This window comes from Bacillus sp. ATD (assembly GCF_050585765.1).
Lineage (GTDB): Bacteria > Bacillota > Bacilli > Bacillales > Bacillaceae > Bacillus > Bacillus stercoris.
Window position 1 is genome coordinate 77,920 of the sequence record NZ_JBOBQH010000004.1, and the last position, 17,639, is coordinate 95,558.

At 44.1% G+C, this 17,639-nt stretch carries 14 protein-coding genes and 1 other annotated feature; of the genes, 2 read left to right on the top strand and 12 right to left on the bottom strand.

The features are described from left to right. Nucleotides 1–90: 90 nt before the first annotated feature. Entirely contained in the window at nt 91–1,383 is a 1,293-nt protein-coding gene (locus ACQXR1_RS11000; protein WP_430772118.1) for a bifunctional folylpolyglutamate synthase/dihydrofolate synthase, read from the bottom strand. Between the two features lie 59 nt (nt 1,384–1,442). Beyond that, complete coding sequence (gene valS / locus ACQXR1_RS11005) at nt 1,443–4,085, bottom strand: valine--tRNA ligase (protein ID WP_071581537.1); 2,643 nt, start codon at nt 4,083–4,085, stop codon at nt 1,443–1,445. Between the two features lie 59 nt (nt 4,086–4,144). Continuing rightward, nucleotides 4,145–4,367, bottom strand: a binding site (T-box leader). 165 nt (nt 4,368–4,532) lie between these two features. Between valS and ACQXR1_RS11010 the strand changes: the two genes are divergently transcribed. Then, the gene (locus tag ACQXR1_RS11010; protein WP_003222590.1) at nt 4,533–4,724 is read left to right on the top strand and encodes a hypothetical protein; all 192 of its coding nucleotides are present in this window, start codon (nt 4,533–4,535) and stop codon (nt 4,722–4,724) included. Nucleotides 4,725–4,742: 18 nt separating this feature from the next. Here the strand turns inward: ACQXR1_RS11010 and cotN are convergent, their stop codons facing one another. From cotN to hemA, 8 genes are all read right to left on the bottom strand, one after another. Next, a complete protein-coding gene (gene cotN / locus ACQXR1_RS11015) occupies nt 4,743–5,768 on the bottom strand; it encodes a spore coat protein CotN (protein WP_069839659.1) in 1,026 nt (341 codons plus the stop codon). A gap of 32 nt (nt 5,769–5,800) precedes the next feature. After that, nucleotides 5,801–7,498, bottom strand: coding sequence for a LysM peptidoglycan-binding domain-containing protein (locus ACQXR1_RS11020; RefSeq protein WP_430772119.1), 1,698 nt, complete (start codon nt 7,496–7,498; stop codon nt 5,801–5,803). A gap of 130 nt (nt 7,499–7,628) precedes the next feature. Beyond that, entirely contained in the window at nt 7,629–8,921 is a 1,293-nt protein-coding gene (hemL, locus tag ACQXR1_RS11025; protein ID WP_040082259.1) for a glutamate-1-semialdehyde 2,1-aminomutase, read from the bottom strand. Nucleotides 8,922–8,950: 29 nt separating this feature from the next. Next, nucleotides 8,951–9,925, bottom strand: a complete 975-nt coding sequence (gene hemB, locus ACQXR1_RS11030) for a porphobilinogen synthase (protein ID WP_014664859.1) — start codon at nt 9,923–9,925, stop codon at nt 8,951–8,953. Beyond that, nucleotides 9,922–10,710 carry a uroporphyrinogen-III synthase gene (hemD, locus tag ACQXR1_RS11035; protein ID WP_429765242.1) on the bottom strand — a complete coding sequence of 263 codons (789 nt, stop codon included), beginning with the start codon at nt 10,708–10,710 and terminating at the stop codon, nt 9,922–9,924. Before hemD ends, hemB begins: the two co-directional genes overlap by 4 nt. After that, on the bottom strand, nt 10,700–11,644 hold the full coding sequence (hemC, locus tag ACQXR1_RS11040; RefSeq protein ID WP_014664861.1) for a hydroxymethylbilane synthase: 945 nt from the start codon (nt 11,642–11,644) through the stop codon (nt 10,700–10,702). The genes hemD and hemC overlap by 11 nt, the downstream gene beginning before the upstream one ends. Before the next feature lie 32 nt (nt 11,645–11,676). Continuing rightward, on the bottom strand, nt 11,677–12,507 hold the full coding sequence (locus tag ACQXR1_RS11045) for a cytochrome c biogenesis protein (RefSeq protein ID WP_003222575.1): 831 nt from the start codon (nt 12,505–12,507) through the stop codon (nt 11,677–11,679). 7 nt (nt 12,508–12,514) lie between these two features. Then, on the bottom strand, nt 12,515–13,882 hold the full coding sequence (gene hemA, locus ACQXR1_RS11050) for a glutamyl-tRNA reductase (RefSeq protein WP_014664862.1): 1,368 nt from the start codon (nt 13,880–13,882) through the stop codon (nt 12,515–12,517). A gap of 229 nt (nt 13,883–14,111) precedes the next feature. On the opposite strand from hemA, the gene ACQXR1_RS11055 reads away from it, so the two are divergent. Next, nucleotides 14,112–14,609, top strand: coding sequence for a hypothetical protein (locus tag ACQXR1_RS11055; RefSeq protein ID WP_015714465.1), 498 nt, complete (start codon nt 14,112–14,114; stop codon nt 14,607–14,609). Between the two features lie 21 nt (nt 14,610–14,630). On the opposite strand, the gene yihA is transcribed toward ACQXR1_RS11055, so the two are convergent. Together yihA and lon are read right to left on the bottom strand one after the other, a co-directional pair. Next, nucleotides 14,631–15,218, bottom strand: coding sequence for a ribosome biogenesis GTP-binding protein YihA/YsxC (yihA, locus tag ACQXR1_RS11060; protein WP_014114673.1), 588 nt, complete (start codon nt 15,216–15,218; stop codon nt 14,631–14,633). Continuing rightward, nucleotides 15,215–17,539: an endopeptidase La gene (gene lon / locus ACQXR1_RS11065; protein ID WP_014664864.1), complete on the bottom strand. Its 2,325-nt coding sequence runs from the start codon at nt 17,537–17,539 to the stop codon at nt 15,215–15,217. Before lon ends, yihA begins: the two co-directional genes overlap by 4 nt. Between the last annotated feature and the right edge of the window lie 100 nt (nt 17,540–17,639).

The following is a 17,639-nucleotide window of genomic DNA, read 5'->3' on the forward strand; positions in this document are numbered from 1 at the left end:
GAGAAACCTGAACTCCAATCGGGATTATGCAATTTTACACATAAAAAAGCCGGCAGAATCTTTTTTCGATTCTGCCGGAGCCTGATGCGTTTATTTCAACCGTTTGCGAATGTCAGAAATAAAATAAAGAGATCCGGTAATCAGCACAATTTCATGTGAATCCTTTTTGCTTTCTACGAAATTGATCACATCGTCTGGATCTTCACTCCAGCTTTTATTGCTGATTTCACTTGCATCATAGAGTTCTTTTGCAAGAGAAGCACGCGGGAAATCAAAAGAAGCAAAATGAATCTCATCAGCTATGGTTTCCAGTCTTTTAATCATGTTCTGATACGGTTTGTCCTTTAATGCGCTAAACACCACAGAAATGCGTGAATTGGCGAAACGCTGCTTCATCGTTTCCGCCAGCTTTTCAACACCTTCTTCGTTATGCGCACCGTCTAAGTAAACCGGAGGATCTTCTTGAACAAGCTCTAACCGTCCGGGCCAAGCAGCCTTCACAAGCCCGCTTCTTAACGCTTCATCACTGATATGGGCAATATTCTCCTTATTGAGCCACTCCGCAGCCAAAATGGATAAAGCAGCATTTTGTCTTTGGTGGGTGCCAATCAAGGATGTCCGAATATCTTCATAGCAATTTTTGTCCGTTTTGAATGAAAACTGTTCTCCTGCAGGCAGAGCCTTTTCATTGAAAATAACACAGGTATCATGTAATGACTGGAACGGCGCAGCATGCCGTTCAGCTTCATGGCGGATGACCTGTAAAGCTTCAGGCTGGGTAACTGCTGTAACGATTGGAATACCTTTTTTAATAATACCGGCCTTTTCTCCTGCAATTTCTTCAATGGTGTTTCCCAAAATGTTCATATGATCGTGTCCGATGCTTGTGATCACAGTTAAAAGCGGCTCTACTACATTCGTAGAATCGAATCTGCCGCCCAAACCTGTTTCAAAAATAATAAAATCTACCTTATGAAATTCTGCAAAATATAAAAATGCACAGGCCGTCATAATTTCAAATTCTGTCGGCTGCCCGTGTTCCATTTGATCAAGGGCTTCAACGTGCGGTTTCATTTGATTAACGAGTGCTGTCCATTCTTCATCTGTAATCGGTGTCCCGTTTACGCTGATCCGTTCATTAAACGTAATGATATAAGGCGATGTAAACGTTCCTACCGTATATCCGGCTTCCTGCAGCATAGAACGGATAAAAGCGACAGTTGATCCTTTACCGTTTGTTCCTGCGACGTGGAGCGCGCGGATTTTTTTTTCAGGATGTCCTAAACGCGCCATCAGCTGCTCCATTCGGCCAAGCCCGGGTCTCACCCCGAATTTCAGCCGCCCGTGAATCCAGCTGCGCGCTTCTTGATATGCAGTAAACAATGATAATCCCCTCTTTTATAAGACAAGGCGGTTTCTCTAGAAACCGCCCCGGCTTTTCATTAGCCCTTCAGCTCAGCCATTCGTTTTTGAACAGCGTCACGCTTTGCCACATAATCTTTTTCTTTTTCACGTTCTTCATCAATTACGTGTGCAGGCGCTTTTTTCATAAATCCTTCATTTCCAAGTTTCTTTTGGACGCGCTCGACTTCTTTCGTCAGCTTATCGAATTCTTTTTGCAGACGGGCAATTTCTTCATCAATATTAATTAAGCCTTCAAGCGGAAGAATAACCTCTGCTCCTGAAACAACGGCCGTCATCGCTTTATCAACAGCCTCGATATCCGTGCCGATTTTAAGAACGCTCGGATTCGTAAAGCGTTCAACATATGAACGGTTCGCTTCGAGGCGGGCTGCTATTTCTTCTGTGCTTGTTTTAATATACAGTTCAACCTGCTTGCTCATTGGCGTATTGACTTCACTGCGGATATTACGCACAGAACGGATCAGCTCAACAAGAAGCTTCATGTCAGCTGCCGCTTCCGTATCAGTATGCTCCGGCACGACAACAGGCCATTGACTTACTGTAATCGATTCCCCTTGGTGAGGAAGGTGCTGCCAAATTTCCTCCGTTAAGAATGGCATAAACGGATGGAGCAGACGCATCGTTTGATCAAGCACGTAAGCAAGGATGGAACGGGTAGTTTTCTTAGCCGCTTCGTCTTCTCCATAAAGCGGAAGCTTCGCCATTTCAATATACCAGTCACAGAAATCATCCCAAATAAAGTTATATAAATGGCGTCCGACTTCACCAAATTCATATCGGTCAGCAAGCTGGGTCACGTGCTCGATCGTTTCATTTAATCGCGTTAAAATCCACTTGTCAGCGACTGATTTTTCGCCTGACAAATCAAGCTCATCGTACGTCATGCCATCCATGTTCATTAATGCAAAACGAGAGGCGTTCCAAATTTTATTGGCAAAATTCCATGTCGATTCCACTTTTTCATAGCTGAAGCGCAGATCCTGGCCAGGAGAGCTTCCAGTCGCAAGGAAATAACGCAGAGAATCAGCTCCGTACTTGTCAATGACATCCATCGGATCGACACCGTTGCCAAGAGATTTACTCATTTTCCGGCCTTGCTCGTCACGGATTAAGCCATGAATTAAAACATCCTTGAACGGGCGCTCGTTTGTAAATTCAATGCCTTGGAAAATCATACGTGACACCCAGAAGAAAATGATGTCATACCCTGTCACGAGAACGTCTGTCGGATAGTAGCGTTTAAAGTCTTCAGCCGTTACATCAGGCCAGCCCATTGTGGAGAAAGGCCATAGCGCAGAACTGAACCATGTATCCAGCACGTCTGTATCCTGTTCCCAATTTTCGCTGTCCTCCGGCGCTTCAAGCCCGACATATAGCTCTCCTGTTTCTTTATGATACCAGGCAGGAATACGATGGCCCCACCACAACTGACGGGAGATACACCAATCGCGGATGTTTTCCATCCAGTGTAAATACGTTTTCTCGAAACGGTCTGGCACAAAGTTAACTTTTTCTTCTTTCTTTTGCAGCTCAATCGCTGCATCAGCAAGCGGCTGCATGCGCACAAACCATTGTGTAGAAAGATAAGGCTCCACAACAGCCCCGCTTCGTTCACTATGGCCGACAGAATGCATATGATCCTCGATTTTAAAGAGAACTCCCGATTCCTGTAAATCTTTTACGAGCTTTTTGCGGCATTCAAAACGATCCATACCTTGATATTGCAATGCATTTTCATTCATCGTGCCGTCTTCATTCATGACAAGAATGCGTTCTAAATTGTGGCGGTTGCCAAGCTCGAAGTCGTTCGGATCATGAGCAGGCGTAATTTTCACCGCACCTGAACCAAATTCCATATCAACATAGTCATCACCGACAATCGGAATTTCACGATTTACAATCGGCAGGATCACCGTTTTTCCGATAAGGTGTTTATAGCGTTCGTCTTCAGGGTGAACGGCAACTGCTGTATCACCGAGCATCGTTTCAGGACGTGTCGTCGCAATTTCAATTGAACCTGTCCCATCAGCAAGCGGATAGCTCATATGATAGAACGCGCCTTGAACATCCTTGTAAATCACCTCAATGTCGGATAGGGCTGTCTTTGTCGCTGGGTCCCAGTTAATAATATATTCGCCTCTGTAGATCAGGCCTTTTTCATAAAGCTTAACGAATACTTCCCGTACCGCTTTGCTTAAGCCCTCATCCAGCGTAAAACGTTCCCGGGAATAATCAAGGCCAAGACCTAATTTCGCCCACTGGCTGCGAATAAAGTCAGCATACTCTTCCTTCCACTTCCACGTTTCTTCGAGGAATTTTTCACGGCCTAAATCGTAGCGGGATTTGCCTTCTTCACGAAGTTTCGCCTCCACTTTAGCCTGTGTCGCGATGCCGGCGTGGTCCATGCCAGGCAGCCACAGCACATCATAGCCCTGCATGCGTTTCATTCTTGTTACAATGTCTTGCAGCGTTGTATCCCATGCGTGGCCAAGGTGTAGTCTTCCAGTTACGTTTGGCGGCGGGATGACAACAGAGTATGGCTCTTTTGCCTGGTCACTGCCCGCTTCAAAAAATTTGCCTTTTAGCCAAAAATCATATCGGTCTTTTTCAACCGCTGCCGGATCATATTTCGTCGGCATTGTTTGTTCATTCGTTTCCATCATAACCCTCCAGCATGTTTAAAAATGGCTGAGAACGAAAAAAGAGCTCTTCATCCCTGTAAAAGGACGAAAAACTCTTTCGCGGTACCACCTTTTTTCATGAACTCTATCAGTTCATGCACTTATAACGGATAACGGGTGTTTCCCGAATTTCTCTACTCTTCCTTCAAGAAATTATGCTCCCGGGCGACCTTCCAATCAGACAGCATAAGAAGCCTTTCAGCAAACGGCTTCTCTCTCTGCATGCGCCTTTTTTGTACTCTTCCCGTTCTAAGCAGGTGTATTTATCAGCTCATTGTATACATTATTTATGTTCTTTATTATAGTAAAAGTGTTTTTGATTCGTCAATCATCTTTTCCAAAAACACCGCTTTCTATACAGATAGGCAGGCACCTATTGCCCAAGTTTACATATGATGCTTGTAAATGCGTAGAGGAGGATGCACTGTGAAGAAACGTTTCAGCTCTTATTCGCTGCCGCCATGGGTCAGGCAAATTCGGCTTGTATCCGCACAAGTGATTATTCCCATTACGATTTTTCAAGGAATCAGAACCATTTTCTTTCCGACAACCTTTGATGTTTTGCTGCTCGCAATCCTAATCTTTTTAGCTTGCGCCCTTCATTTAGAATGGATATAAACAAACAAGTCCGCGCCATTAAGACGTGGACTCGTTTTCAGCCTGAAATTTTTTCTCTTGTTCAATCTGATGAATTTTCATCACAAACGGCTCTATATTTTTCATTTGCCAATACGCCTTTAATAATTGTGTACATTCTTCTTTTTCATGCTGTCTTTTCCCGGCTTGATAACCGTTCAGCACCTTGTACATGGCTTGCGGATAAGCCATATAGCTGAGAAATAGACTGACTTCCGCTTCACGTAAAGGAAATGATTTCGTGTATCCATAAAACCATTCGACGCATTCCGGACAAGCTTTCGGAAAGCCTCTGAACATTTTTGTGAAAAAGCCGAGCAGGTCGTTTTGCGGCGGACCGACAGAAGCTCTTTCGAAGTTTGTAAAATATCCGGTCCCGGTATCATTATATAGAAAATGGTGTATAGACAGGCTGCCGTGGTTCATTACAACCCTTGAAACGTCCTTTTCCTTTGCCGACTCATACCAGTTCTCCAGCCGCTCCAGCGCAAAGTTCACCGCGGAAATGGTTTCTGAAAAATAGGTGATGGCCTGAAGTTCAAAAGGAGAAAGGTACCACTCCTTCTCTGCTCTATCCACAAACTGTTCATAGAAGATCTTATCATGTTCCCACTTTTTTTTCGTTTGATCGTAATACCGTTCAATCTCATCACGCCTAACCTTTAGTTCCTGCATGGTTCTTTCGTGAAGGCGGGCTGTCTCTCTAAATAAATAAGCATGTTTCTGATCACGTTCTTCTTCTTGGTCAAATTGGAGCCAAGGCATTAAATAGTAGGTATCTCCGTATTGCCTGCCTGCTGAGAAAAACTCACCGCTATTTGTTCTGTATACAGGAACAAATGAACGAAAACCTTTTTCCTCAATCGCCACCATATGATCTGTAAATTGCCTGCCGCGACCCTCTTTCAACTTTTTCAGGGCAAATACGCCATAGTCTGTATACACTTTCCAAACAAGAGGACTGACAGGCTCAATAAATTGAGCAGTCAGTCCGTATTCCTGAAGAACCGATTGGGTATCTTCCATTTCATTCACCACATTTTCCGATCGCTTACGGTTTATGCATGGCTATTTTTATATTGAGGAATATAGAGAATCTGTCCTGCTTTTAATTCATCATCCAAGGCTAAAGAATTCATCCTGATCAGCTGCTGGGATGTAATTTCATACCGTTCGCATAAACGTTCGATCGTATCTTCCTGCTGCACAATGCAGATTTTCATTCTCGAAAACTCATCCTCTTCTCTTGTAAAAAGTTTCGTTAGATAAAGAGAATTATCACTTTCCTTTGTTTGAGGTTCCTTCGTTTCAGCAGCAGGAGAAACCCTAGGAACAGCATTCGTTTCCTTCCTTTCAGTCTCAGAGGATTCAGGCAGCTGGAAGGATTGAAAAGGTGTTTCTTCCATAGGCTCTTCAGCCGGTGGTGTTTTTCTCACTTCAATTTCGAAGCTTTCTTCCTCTTGTTCTTCCTCCTCCAGCAGCTTAGGCGCTGAATAAAAAGAATCCTCCTCTTCTTGTTCGGGCAGGAAGGTCCGATAGGCCGGTTCAGGCGATTCTTCTTGATCCTCCTCTGAGCCTGTTTTTTGATGGAAATGGAAATGTAAATCGGCTTTATCATTCTCCGCATATACAGCTGAAGCTGATTCTCTGCTATCTTCTATGGAGAGAGCGGCCTCTGGTACATTCTCCAAAGCTCCATCCGGTTCCGGCTCTTCTTGACAAAGCGCCGTACCAGCCTGATCCGATTGAGGCTCTTCTTCATTTTGAGCCTCTTGACGCAATGCGTATTCATGAATAGATGTTTCTGCTTTTTCCTCTTTGACCACAGTCTCTGAATGATGTTCAGCTTCCAATGCAGGCGATTCTTCTGCGCCAGCGTGTTCACGAAGCTCATCCTCCGCTGGAGAGTCTGCTTTTTCACGAACATCTGCTGCAGCTGCCGGCTCTGCCGTTTCTTTTTTTGCTTTAACGATCTCTTGAATCTCTATTTCTGAAGCAGCAGGTTCTGGCTCCGATTCTGCTTTTTCCGATTCTGTACGAACCTCTGCTTCCATCACTGCAGGCTCTTCAGCCTCGTCTTCCTTTTTTCCATCTTCTCTGGCCTCTGGTTCTGAAGCAACCGATTCAGGCGGCTCAGATTCTGCTTTTTCTGTCTCCAGTTCTTCACGGAGCCCTGCTTTTGAGACAAAAAGTTCTGGCGGTTCATCCTGAAGAACTGCTTTCTCTGCCGATGATGCACCTGGTTCTTCTACATTATGTGCCGGCGGCTCTGAAAGCTCTTCCTCCCTGAACGCCTCAGGAGCTTCATATAAAGGTATCTCCGGTTCTTTGTCTTGCGTATCATCCAAAAGACCTTCGATCGCTAAATCAGCTTGAATTGTTAAAATGCGCGAATCCGTTAATTGATAGTCAAATGCGTCAATAAAAACAAAGACATCCTGTAAATGGCTTACTTTATTTTTTGGAATGGTAATATCCACAGGAAAACAGTGAGCCAGTTCCGCACTTCCATCCTCTCTCTTTCTGACTTGCTCAACAAACCGCTTATCTGTATACATCTCTTCGGTATGTTTGTTTTGATCTATGTTGTACTCACCTGTAAGTTCAAGCGATCCTCTGATTGATACATAATCATTTACTTCCTGAACCCTGATATCAGGATCTAATGAAATTGAAAGCAGTTCAGAAACTTCCTGTCCTTTTTGGAAACAGATCGATTCTTCTACAGAAAATTGCAATCGATGATTTTGCGGCAAGTTCATATCCTCCTTTCATCTAATCCTTAAAATTAGATGTCACTAAAGGTGTATGTATGAACTGGAGAAAATATGAGTGGGAGCGCACGAAAAAACCGGCACAAGGAGTCCTTGATGCCGGTTTTCACTCTTATCTGCGGCTGATCTCAGCAAATACGTTCTCAGCTGCCTGGATTGTGTTTTCAATATCTTCATCAGTATGGGCCGTTGAGAGAAACAGCCCTTCGAATTGTGATGGCGGAAGGAATACCCCTTCATTTGCCATCCCTTTATAATAGCTTGCAAACAGCTTCAAATCTGATGATTTCGCTGTTTCATAATTGATGACAGGTTCGTTTGTAAAGAAGAAACCAATCATGGAGCCTGCACGGTTAAAGGTATGCGGAATGCCATGTGCCTCGGCGGCTTTTGAAATTCCTTCTTCCAGCCTGTCGCCTTTTTTGATGAAATTCTTGTAGGATTCAGGTGTCAGCTGCTTCAATGTTTCTAATCCAGCCGTCATCGCAAGCGGGTTGCCTGACAATGTACCCGCTTGATAGATCGGACCGCTCGGAGCGATCTGCTCCATGATTTCTGCCTTTCCGCCATAAGCGCCAACAGGAAGTCCGCCCCCGATTACTTTTCCTAAACAAGTCAGGTCAGGCGTTACGCCGAAGTAGCCTTGAGCGCAGTTATAGTCGACGCGGAAGCCTGTCATCACTTCATCAAAAATCAGCAGGGAGCCATATTGCTCAGTGATATCACGCAGACCCTGCAGGAAGCCTTCTTGCGGCGGAACAACGCCCATATTTCCGGCAACCGGCTCTACAATGACTCCCGCAATGTCTTCACCGAATTGCTGGAAAGCAAGCTTTACACTTTCTAAATCATTATACGGAACGGTTATGGTGTTTTTTGCAATGCCTTCAGGCACACCAGGGCTGTCAGGCAGACCAAGAGTGGCTACACCTGAACCTGCTTTAATCAAGAGGGAATCGCCGTGTCCGTGGTAGCAGCCCTCAAATTTTAGAATCTTGTTGCGGCCCGTATAGCCCCTTGCCAAACGGAGGGCGCTCATTGTAGCCTCCGTTCCGGAGCTGACCATACGTACAATTTCTACAGATGGCACACGATCAATGACGAGCTTTGCGAGTTCATTTTCCACTTCTGTCGGAGCACCGAAGCTTGTCCCGTATTCAGCCACTTTTTTAAGGCTTTCAACAACACGGTCATTCGTATGTCCTAAAATTAAAGGCCCCCATGACAAGACGTAGTCAATATATTCATTCCCGTCAATATCAAAGATTTTCGAGCCTTTTCCGCGCTCCATAAAAATCGGGTCCATGTCTACCGATTTAAATGCGCGAACGGGACTGTTCACACCACCCGGCATGAGTTTTTGCGCTTCTTTAAAAGCCGTTTTTGATTTTTCATAGCTTCTCATCTGCCTCAACTCCTGTCAACTGAATAAAATTACTCCGCAAGCCATTTTGCTGCGTCTTTCGCATGATACGTAATAATCAGGTCGGCACCCGCGCGCTTCATGCTTGTCAAAATTTCCAACACGATTTCTTTTTCTTTGATCCAGCCGTTCTGCGCTGCAGCCTTCACCATTGAATACTCTCCGCTTACATTATAAGCGACGAGCGGCAAAGCAAACTCATTTTTCACGTCACGCATGATATCCATATAGGAAAGCGAAGGTTTGACAATCAAAAAGTCCGCGCCTTCCTCGACATCTGATTGTGCTTCGCGGAGTGCCTCCATACGGTTGGCAGGATCCATCTGATATGTTTTGCGGTCACCAAATTGCGGTGTGCTGTTTGCTGCGTCACGGAACGGACCGTAAAACTCACTTGAATATTTTACAGCGTAAGACATGATTGGAATATTGACGAATCCTTCTTTATCGAGCGCTTCTCTGATCACTGTAACAAATCCGTCCATCATGTTTGATGGCGCAATGATATCCGCACCTGCCTTCGCTTGGCTGACAGCTGTCTGCGCCAAAAGCTCAAGCGATTCATCATTGAGGATGACCCCGTCTTTGACAAGTCCGCAATGGCCGTGGTCTGTATATTCGCATAAGCACGTGTCAGCGACAACCACCATTTCAGGGAAGTGTTTTTTAATTTCCGTGATGGCTTTTTGAACGATACCATGATCATGGTACGCTTGAGTTCCGCAATCATCCTTTTCTTCCGGGATGCCGAACACGATAACAGATTGAATTCCCAGTTTGACCAGCTCAGCTACTTCATCCTTCAATAGATCTAATGATACATGATAAACATCAGGCATTGACGGAACAGCTTTTTTGCCTTCAAGCCCTTCTACGACAAAAATCGGATAGATAAAATCGGATGGATGCAAACGTGTTTCCTTTACCATCTCTCTCATTGCATTTGATGTCCGCAGGCGGCGGTGTCTATTAAATGATTGACTCATATTCTCTCTTCCTCTCTAGACATGCTGCACATTAACTCAAGCATGCCATCTATTGTAAATGTATCTGGTGTATATGATGTAATGCCATACGTCAGAAGGGCGTCCCTTGTTAAAGGTCCGATGGTTATACAGGCAGTCTCATTCGCCTTCCACTTTTTTAATTCTTCTCCCAAGACATGCATAAACGTATGTACGGTTGATGAACTCGTAAATGTTACATAGTCAAAGGAATATTGACCCGCAGCCTTCTTCAGTGCCTTGATGCCTTCTTCGTCCGGAATCGTTTCGTAGAGAACCCATTCCTTCACTTCAAAACCGAGCGGAACAAGCTCTTGTTTTATCACATCACGTGACAAATTCCCCTTCATCACGGTAATCCGCTCTCCCGGTTCAGCATGCTGCTTAAGAACGGCAGCCAATTGTTCAGCAATATAGTCCTGCGGCATCACATCAACCGATACGTTATGCGTTTTTAAACGGCGGGCGGTTTTTTCACCGACGGCCGCAATTTTTTTATGTGCAGGGAGAATAAGCTGATTTTCCTTCAGATAAGAAAAAAAGAAGTCTGCCCCATTCACGCTTGTAAAAACAAGCCAGCCTGGCGCGGCAAGATCCTCTCTCACCTGTTCCGCAACATCATTCGGCAAAGCGGGGCGAAACGTAATCAAAGAGGTCAAAACCGCTTTTCCGCCAAGCGCCTCCACTTTGTGCTGAAATGATGTTGCCTGTGCCTTATTCCGGGTGACAAGCACTGTTTTTCCTTTCAGGGGAAAATCATTTTCCATCCTCATCAAGCTCCCGTTTTACACGATCAATTAAATCTTTTGCTCCTTTGTCAGCCATAAGAGCGGCACAGCGCTTTCCTACTTCCTCCGGATCGTTTCCGGTGACGGTTTCTTTAAAAATGATTTTGCCGTCAGGAGAAGCGACAAGCCCTGTCATTTCAATTTCATCCTGTCCGTTTAACACGGAGTAGCCTGCGATCGGAACCTGGCAGCCGCCCTCCATCGCATTTAAAAAAGCACGTTCTGCCAAAACAGTCCGTTTTGTATATTCATCTGTAAACTGAGAAAACAACGCCAACAGCTCTTCATCCGATTCTCGGCACTCAATCGCCAGTGCTCCTTGCCCCACAGCAGGCAAACAGCGCTCAGGCTCAAGGAATTCGGTTACGACATCCTGCTTCCACCCCATTCTGGAAAGGCCGGCAGCGGCTAAAATAATCGCGTCATAATCCTCTGTTTCAAGCTTTTGAAGTCTCGTATCTATATTCCCTCTAATCCATTTAATTGTAAGGTCAGGCCGCTCAATCAAAAGCTGTGCGCTTCTTCTTAAACTGCTTGTGCCAATGACAGCGCCTTCCTTCATTTCTGAAAGCTTTACGCGATTCTTTGAAATAAGGGCATCACGAGGATCTTCCCGTTCAGGAATACAGCCGATCACAAGGCCTTCAGGCAAAACAGCAGGCATGTCCTTCATGCTGTGCACTGCCATATCAATTTCTTCGTTTAAAAGCGCTTGTTCAATTTCTTTGACAAACAGCCCTTTTCCACCCACTTTTGAGAGTGTGACATCGACAATCCGGTCACCCTTTGTCACGATCTCTTTAATTTCAAAAGTAAACGAAGGGTTGATTTCTTTCAGTTTTTGGATAACCCATTTTGTTTGAGTCATAGCGAGTTTGCTTCGTCTGGAACCTACTTTAATCGTTCTCATCATTTCTTTCCTCCCGAATCTGCTTGGGACATCATTTAACTGAACCAATGGAATTGCGACAGGCTTCCAAGCAGGAAATAATTGATCATCAGCACGAGAAAACAAGCCGTATTCCACAGTGCAGCGACCTTTCCTTGCAGCTCTTTAATCAGCCTGATATAAAGATAATAGCTGTACAGCAGCAGGACGACAAATGAACCAAGCACTTTGGCGTCAAACCAATACAGCGTTTCTAGAGAGACATATGCCCAAATAACGCCGAGAATCAAACTCAGCAGCAGCATCGGAACGCCGATCACATTTAAAACATACGCCATATAATCAAGCTTTGATAAATCTTCTATTCTCAACAGCCATTTTCCCCACTTTTTCTTTTTCAGCAGATGATATTGAAACATGTACAACACAGAAAAAACGAAAGAAAGGGAAAAAGCGCCGTATGAAAGAATCGCCATTGTAATATGAATCACCAAAAGTTCTGACACAAGCTGCCCGGAAAAAGCCGCTGACTGCTGCTCTGTCGGTGAAAATGTGTGAATGGCGATCATAGAAAATCCTATAACATTTGTAAAAAACACAATAAAGTCAACACGTAAAAGCTTTGTCAGTACAAGTGACAGCGTGACAAGCACCCAGGCATAAAAATAAAGCGCCTCCGTGACATTTAATACCGGAAACCGCCCCGTCACCCACATAAAATAGGCCAAATACACGGTTTGCAGAGTCCAGACAATAGAAAGCAACCAGAAGGCCATTTTTCCAGCCTTCCGGTTGTGTTGAAGAAAATCTATAAAATAAAAGAGTACACTTAACGCGTAAATGACGATTGTCCCCTCATTAAGTCTTGCCATTGCAGTATCAATCATTCAGCTTTCACTCACTTACAAGTGGGCTAAAGCCCGCTTTTGATTCAGCCTTTTTAAAAGAGTGGACCTTCTGGCTGCTTTCAAGGGTTTTCATCATTTGACGTCCCGCAGCTTCTTCAATATCAAAAATCTGCATAAACAACGCGAGCTTTTCTTCAGAATCAACATCTGCTGCAAGCTCTTTCACCTTTAAAATCGGATCACGCAGCATTTGGTTAATGATACTTTTGGTGTGTTTGTTCAACAGTTTTTTCTCTCTTGTGCTTAAATGAGGCAGCTTACGCTCGATGCTGTCCATCGTTTCTGACTGGATGGCAAGCGCCTTTTCGCGCAATGCAGAAATAACCGGCACAACACCAAGTGTATTCATCCATTGTTTAAATTCGACAATAGTTTCTTCAATTAACAGTTCAACTTTTTCAGCGGTTTCTCTCCGCTCTTTCATGTTCGCTTCTACAATGCCTTCCAGATCGTCGATATCATAAAGAAAAACACCTTCAAGATCATTCAGCGCCGGATCAAGATCTCTAGGCACTGCAATGTCCACCATAAACAGCGGACGTCCCTTGCGAAGCTTATTCGCGTTTTCCATCATCTCTTTGGACACGACAAATTCACTTGCACCGGTTGAACTGATTAGAATATCAGCCTCCGCAAGCGCGCTTTCAAGCTGATTCAAGCTTCTCGCTTCACCGGAGAAACGGTCAGCAAGCTCTTTCGCTTTCAAGTATGTTCGGTTAATGACAGTGACCTTGCCGATTCCTTGTCCGTGCAGGTTTTCCGCAGCAAGCTCGCCCATTTTTCCCGCACCGAGAATCAATATGTGCTTGCTTGAGAGATTTCCGAAGATTTTTTTAGCAAGTTCAACTGCAGCATAGCTTACGGACACCGCATTTGAGCCAATGTCTGTTTCGGCGTGAGTCCGTTTGCCCACTGTCACGGCCTGCTTAAACAGCTCATTAAAAATAGTCCCGATCGTTTTTTCTTGCTGAGCTGTTTTAAAGCTGTCGCGTACCTGTCCGAGAATCTGCGTTTCACCAATCACCATCGAATCCAATCCGCAGGCTACACGGAATAAATGCTCAACAGCTGCATCGCTCTCATAAAATGTTAAGAACGGTGACAGCTCTTCTTTGCTTAATTGAAACCAATCAGCTAAGAACTTTTTTATATAATAACGGCCGGTATGGAGTTGGTCGACTACCGCATAAATTTCAGTGCGGTTGCAGGTGGAGACAATGATGTTTTCCAGAATGCTTTTCTCTTCTTTCAGCTGCACCATTGCGTCTGCCAGCTCATTCGGCTGAAAACTTACTTTTTCACGTATCTCAATAGGGGCGGATTTATAATCTACTCCCACAACAAGTATATGCATCGCTTTAATTACACCCCCAACACCCAATCTTAATTTATAATTATTCTAACATAGAACTCATTATTTATAATAATTATAACATAGATTCTTTCACAAAATGTGAACAGATTTTAAAATTCTTATGCTATATTAGAAAAAGCTTCAGGGAAAAGAAGCATTCCTATTGACAATACCAAAAACAGCAGAAATTTACTACACATCAGCTCTAAAAAACAAGAAGGTGATATGCATGAAACAAAAATCAATTTTATTCCCTTGTCTGCTGCTTGCCGCTTCTGTATATGCATGGCTTGAAAGCGGCCAAGCTGAACTGTTTTCGGGACAGGATCAATGGCCTGTTCTCCTCATGCTGTTAGGCGCAGCCTTTGTATATCAAGGAAAAAAAGAAGCCGTTGCACCCCATTTCTTTATCGGTTTGCTTCTCTTCGGGATCGGTTTACACTTTTTTGCCAAGCCGAAATGGGTATGGTGGCCGGATGATTTTGAAATGCTTCTCTTTATGATCGGCTTCTCACTACTCGTTTCAACCGTTCAAAAAAAAGAATATGTATATGAGGCTGTGTCGATGATTTGTTTTTCCCTGTTTTTGTACTTTTTCAAACAAATTATGGCGTGGCTTGAGTCTGCGCATATTCCAACAGCACTTCTGAAGGAGTATTGGCCGTTTGTCTTTATTGGAATCAGTTTATTGTTATTATTGATAAAACGGAAAAAATCTATACGATAAATAAAACCGGTAGAGGATTCTCTACCGGTTTATCATTTTTTTGATCGCTCCCCAAGCTTCGTCTTTCCCCTTTTTCGTTTCTGAGGAAAAGAGAATCAGCTCGTCTTCCGGATCAATATTTAATGTTTGTCGGACAACCTTCGCGTGTTTGTCCCATTTTCCTTTCGGGATCTTATCCGCCTTTGTAGCAATAATAATAACAGGAATGCCGTAATACTTTAAGAATTCATACATCTGTACATCATCATTGGATGGCGCATGCCGCAAATCAACGATCTGTACCACTGCTTTTAATTCCTCGCGTGTCGTGATATAGGTTTCAATCATTCTGCCCCAAGCTTCACGCTCAGACTTTGACACTTTGGCAAAACCGTACCCCGGCACATCCACAAAATGCAGCTCATCATTGATAATATAGAAATTAAGCGTTTGTGTTTTTCCAGGCTTTGACGATGTTCTCGCAAGATTTTTGCGATTGATTAATGAATTGATAAAAGACGATTTTCCTACGTTTGATCTTCCGGCCAATGCAATTTCCGGTAGCCCTCCTTCAGGGTACTGTTCCGGTTTTACTGCACTGATCACGATTTCTGACTTTGTGACTTTCATTTCTTCTCTCCTACTAAGGCATGTTCCAAAACTTCGTCTAGGTGGGATGCCAATATAAATGTCAGCCCCTCTCTGACGCTTTCAGGAATATCCTCTATATCTTTTTCATTCTCTTTAGGCGCAATAATGGTCTTCAATCCCGCTCTATGTGCGCCAAGCGCTTTTTCCTTCAGTCCGCCGATTGGCAGCACGCGCCCGCGAAGCGTAATTTCCCCAGTCATGCCGACTTCACGAGAAACTGCCCGCCCCGTTAAAGCAGAAACAAGTGCTGTTGCCATCGTAATGCCGGCTGACGGACCATCCTTAGGCACCGCACCCTCTGGTACATGTATATGAATATCATACTTCTCATGAAAGTCAGGTTCAATGCCAAGTTCTTCTGTTTTGGATCGCACATAGCTGAATGCTGCCTGAGCTGACTCTCTCATTACATCACCGAGCTTTCCAGTCAGGATTAATTTCCCTTTTCCCGGTGAAAGCGATACTTCAATCGAAAGCGTATCTCCGCCAACGGTTGTATAGGCAAGCCCTGTCACTACACCAACTTGATCCTCTGTTTCAGCTTGTCCATATCTGAAAATGCGTTTTCCGATAAAATCTTGAAGGTTCTTCTCAGTAACCGTAATCCGTTTTCGCTCTTCAGCAACAATGGCTTTTGCAGCTTTACGGCAAATTGCGGCAAGCTGGCGTTCAAGGCTTCTTACACCAGCTTCTCTCGTATAGTATCGAATAATATCAAGAATCGCCTGATCACGCAGCTGCAAGTTGCTTTTCTTCAGCCCGTGTTCTTTGATCTGCTTTGGAAGCAAGTGATCCTTTACGATTTCAAGTTTTTCTATTTCTGTGTAGCCCGCGATATTAATAATTTCCATTCTGTCTCTGAGCGGTCCTGGAATTGTAGCCAAATTGTTCGCCGTTGCGATAAACAGCACTTTTGATAAATCAAAGGTTTCTTCAATATAGTGATCACTGAAGCTGCTGTTTTGCTCTGGATCAAGCACTTCAAGCATAGCAGATGACGGGTCTCCTCTAAAATCAGATGACATTTTGTCAATTTCATCTAATAAGAAAACTGGGTTCAGCTTGCCGGCTTTTTTCATCCCCTGAATAATCCGTCCTGGCATTGCTCCGACATAGGTTCGTCTGTGTCCGCGGATCTCTGATTCATCCCGTACTCCTCCGAGTGAGATTCTGACGAATTTCCGTCCCAAGCTTTTTGCAATTGATTTGGCTAAAGACGTCTTTCCGACACCTGGAGGTCCTGCCAAACAGAGGATCGGGCCTTTCAGGGATTTTGTCAGCTTCTGGACAGCCAAATATTCTAAAATACGTTCTTTTACTTTTTCAAGTCCGTGATGCTCTTCGTCCAAGAGACGTCCTGCTTCTTTCAAATCAAGCTTATCATCTGTTTCATCCGTCCACGGGAGAGCAATCAGCCAGTCGATATAGCTGCGGATGACGGAGCTTTCCGCAGAACTTGACGGAATTTTTTCATATCGGTTCAATTCCTTAAGGGCTGTTTCCTTCACATGATCAGGCATGCCTGCTTCTTCAATTTTTTCAGTCAGCGTCTGAACTTCGCCAGTTTTGCCTTCTTTATCGCCAAGCTCTTTTTGGATCGCCTTCATCTGTTCACGCAAATAGTATTCCTTCTGCGTACGTTCCATTGAACGTTTGACACGCTGGCCGATTTTTTTCTCAATCTCCAGCACTTCTTTTTCATTATTAATAAAATCAATGACCTTGTTCAGCCTGTCTTTGACATCTGCCGTTTCTAAAATATCCTGCTTATCCTTTAGTTTAAGGGGCAGATGAGAAGCAACGATGTCTGCCATTCTCCCCGGCTCTTCGATATCAGTAACCGCGGCGTACGTTTCGGCCGAGATTTTTTTAGAAATTTTTATGTACTGATCAAAGTGGTCTAGCAAAGTCCGCATCAACGCTTCGTCTTCTGTATCTTTTGAATCATCTTCATGAATGAGTTGAATGTCGACCGACGTGTATTCCTCGTGTTCATTATATTTAACGATTTGGGCGCGCTTGAGGCCCTCCACCAACACACGAATCGTACCGTTCGGAAGCTTCAGCATTTGCTTAATTTTTGTATAGGTGCCGACAGTGAAAATCTCGTCTTCACCAGGTTCGTCTATCGAAATATCCTGCTGAGTGGCTAAAAATATCATATGATCATGCATCATTGCCTGTTCAAGAGCCTGAACCGACTTGTCACGTCCTACATCTAAATGCAAAACCATCGTCGGGTACACTAATAAACCTCTTAAAGGGAGGAGCGGGATGCTGCGTTTTAATTCTTCTGCCATGTGACTGACACCTCCGTGACTTTAGTATGAACCATTATAATACAACTTTTTCATCCTTGTACAATAAACGGCATGGTTCCATTTTCTATAAAGCAGTCTC